The sequence below is a fragment of the Francisella sp. 19X1-34 genome, assembly GCF_041102755.1.
Classification (GTDB): Bacteria; Pseudomonadota; Gammaproteobacteria; order Francisellales; family Francisellaceae; genus Francisella.
Genome location: NZ_JBGCTX010000118.1, coordinates 1 through 3,130 on the forward strand (window position 1 = coordinate 1; position 3,130 = coordinate 3,130).

Here is a 3,130-nt window from a genome sequence, read left to right on the forward strand (position 1 = left end):
CATTCTGTAAATCCCTTATTGTTATATTTAAAATATATAACCTAATTAAAATTTACACAATTATCTGTAAAGACCCGCACAAACTAAACCACAGCCGCCAACGCAGTTGGCTTACGTTCTTTATTAAGGTTCTGCATAATCTTTCTTGAGCCTTCATGAGGATACTTTGTATAGCGTTCATCAATTAATCTCATTAACATTTCAGTATGCTCATTAAGACCTTTATACTGATAGTAATAAACCGATCTATGCAAGCCTAAAAGCTGACATTGTCTAGCTATTGAGATGTCTGCGTTGTTTGGTTCTATTAACATCTTCTTATCCTTACAGCTCAAAATTAGATTTTTTTTTCAACCAGTCAAGCTCTACTTTAAGCCTACCAATTTCTTCATATAGTTTAGCCTTCTCTTTTTGTTCTGTAAGGTCTTTTTTATCAGGGGTAAGTTTACTAGCAAACATTTGTTTTATCGCTTCTAATGCTTGCTTTTTCCAACTTGTAATTTGAGTTGAATGAATCTCATACTTACTACTTATTTGAGCTTGTGTTTGCTCTCCTTTTATAGCTGCGACTGAAACCTCATATTTGAATAATGCACTATGAGTCTTTTTCTTATGCATTTGTGTCTCCTTCTCATTATCTGAGACACCTATTTTACCTTCTTAGATACCTGTCCGAAAAAACCGTACCACTATATCCTAACATAACTTAGTTATCTAGGACAACCCTTTATATATATTATTAAACTAGGTTCATTGTTCTGTTAAAAACAAAATTTATACTATATTTATATTCCCGTATACATAATAAGGAAATATAGAGTGTAGATATTAAAGTTATTAAGAATTAATTATAAATTTGTGATTATGTAATAAAAATAAAAGAAAAATTATGAAAAAAGAAATAAGTGAAGTCCCTAAGAATCAAACTTTAAGTTGGAATAACTGGAGTAAAAATGTAATTTTTAATCCTACAGAAGTTGATGGAAACTATTACCATCTACCATGCAATTTTGATGATTTGAAAACTATACTACAAAAAGCTCAAGATCGTATTGCTTCAGGTGAGAAAATCACGATTAGGGTATCTGGACAAAGACACTCTGCTACACCATTAGTTATTGATGCTGAGACTAAGCATGGACAGATTTGGATTGTAGATCTTTCTCAGTATAATGATTTAGGCCCTACAGGAGAAGATAGTATTGTTCTTAATGAAGATAATACTGTAACAGTCAATAGTGGTGTTAGAGAAGATCAGCTTAGTATTTTTCTTACTAAGAATAATTTACATTTAAAAACAGGAACAGCTGGTGGATTTTTTAGTATCGGAGGTATAGTAGCTGTAGATGTACATGGATCTAATGTTAATAATTCAATATTCTCTAGTAATGTTATAGAATTTACTGTTATAAATTCAAAAGGAGAAAAGCAAACTTATAATAAAAACTCTCCTCAATTTGAGGGGCATAATATAATGGATTTCTATTATACATCATTAGGTGCCTTAGGAATTATAACATCAGTAACATTAGAAGTTAGTCCTAGACCATATAAAACATCCATTGAACCAAGTTGTTGTTGGCCAGGACATTATGAAAAAAATAGCTTTATAAAAACTATAAAACCAATTTTAACAGATTTGGACTTTCATCAAGCTGAATTCTTTTTCAGTCCTTATAAATATCCTACGTTAGGCTATGCTATATTAATACTTGAGTGGAAAAAAAATACAAATCCTAAGTGTAAAACACCGAATGATATTAAACCTGTTCCTAATAATCAGAAGTATTTATTAGATAAGAGTTGGGGAGCACCATATCTTAGTGGATCTCTTGAAAAAACAGAGGAAAAGGTATTTTTATGGACTCAAAACTGTAAAATGAAGGTGAATGGACAAACATCTATCTCAACAGCTCAGACAAGCATACATGGTTTTATGAAAACAGCAGAAAAAAATAATAGTTTACTATGGTTACCAAAAGCTTTAAAAGTTGGATTTATGTCATATTTTATTCCTTTACCTGATAATGCTGATTATGGATTAGATGCCGCTTGGAATGCATTGGAAGTAATAATAAATGCAGTAGAAAGTAAAGAGTTTGTACAAGCACTTCCTGTAGAATTTAGATTTGTTGAAAATAGTAGTGCTTTACTTTCAGGAACATATTCAAGTTCAACAAGTAAAAGATTCATTTCCATTGAAATTGAGTTTGCTTCTAATAAAGATAATACTTATGCTCAAAATACTTTAAATTTTCTAGCTAAAGTAGAATATCAATGGAGAAAATTAGGAGGGTTACCTCATCATGGTAAAATGTATGGTTTTTATAATCCAGATACTGTTACTGATGAAAACAATATTACAGGAACTCCTCCTTTTAATAAGAGTTACCTATCTTACTTAAAGGAACTTAGAAAAGAGAATTTCCAACTATTTTCTAAATATCAAAAAACAGTTGATCCAGATGGATTATTCAGTACAAAATATTTAGAAGATATAGGAGTTTGTAATTATGATAGTCACGATGAAAAGTAAGTATATTCAAGATCTATAGTGATATACTATAGTTTAGAATCTTCAGGGCAGGGTGAAATTCCCTACCGGCGGTAACTGTTTACAGAAGCCCGCGAGCGCTTTCTAGAGGTATTTAGAAAGGTCAAGCATATTTGGTGAGAATCCAAAGCCGACAGTATAGTCTGGATGGAAGAAGATTGGTAGAACTCATAAACCTTTTATAATAGATTGGGATCAATGTTAGTATTGATTTGTTTGTTTTACACTATGTTTTCCCACCCTGCCCTAAATGTAACTAAATACTAGACGGGCGAATGAAAAATATTGATAGATACTATATGCAACAGGCTTTGACTTTGGCTAATAGAGGTAGACTCACAGTCTCCCCGAACCCCATGGTTGGCTGCATCATAGTTAAAAATGGTGCTATTATTTTTGAAGGTTGGCACTCTATGGCAGGTAAGTCCCACGCAGAAATATATGCGCTAATCAAAGCAGGCAGTCAAGCAAAAGGCTCTACAGTATATGTCACTCTTGAGCGGCTTTGTTTCTTAACCCCCTAAAGTTATAAATATGTTGTCAAATCTAAGTCAAAGAATTAGAATCAATCAATTT

Annotated in this window: 3 protein-coding genes, 1 pseudogene and 1 riboswitch; of the genes and pseudogenes, 2 read left to right on the top strand and 2 right to left on the bottom strand. The window is 31.9% G+C overall.

Annotated features, from left to right (window positions below):
- Positions 1-83 precede the first annotated feature (83 nt).
- Positions 84-314 (bottom strand): hypothetical protein, encoded by a 231-nt coding sequence (locus AB8E56_RS11420; protein WP_329481219.1) that lies wholly within the window; start codon positions 312-314, stop codon positions 84-86.
- A 10-nt stretch (positions 315-324) separates the two neighbouring features.
- Positions 325-618, bottom strand: coding sequence for a hypothetical protein (locus AB8E56_RS11425; protein ID WP_329481221.1), 294 nt, complete (start codon positions 616-618; stop codon positions 325-327).
- Positions 619-889: 271 nt separating this feature from the next.
- Between AB8E56_RS11425 and AB8E56_RS11430 the strand changes: the two genes are divergently transcribed.
- Positions 890-2,536 (top strand): D-arabinono-1,4-lactone oxidase, encoded by a 1,647-nt coding sequence (locus AB8E56_RS11430; protein WP_329481222.1) that lies wholly within the window; start codon positions 890-892, stop codon positions 2,534-2,536.
- Positions 2,537-2,570: 34 nt separating this feature from the next.
- Positions 2,571-2,717, top strand: a riboswitch (FMN riboswitch).
- A gap of 112 nt (positions 2,718-2,829) precedes the next feature.
- Positions 2,830-3,054 (top strand): annotated as a pseudogene (locus AB8E56_RS11435) (riboflavin biosynthesis protein RibD); the annotation flags it as partial.
- Positions 3,055-3,130: the final 76 nt, after the last annotated feature.

Coding starts and splice junctions, on each gene's coding strand:
- AB8E56_RS11420 (WP_329481219.1), bottom strand. CDS start 314: ATGTTAATAGAACCAAACAACGCAGACATCTCAATAGCTAGACAATGT.
- AB8E56_RS11425 (WP_329481221.1), bottom strand. CDS start 618: ATGCATAAGAAAAAGACTCATAGTGCATTATTCAAATATGAGGTTTCA.
- AB8E56_RS11430 (WP_329481222.1), top strand. CDS start 890: ATGAAAAAAGAAATAAGTGAAGTCCCTAAGAATCAAACTTTAAGTTGG.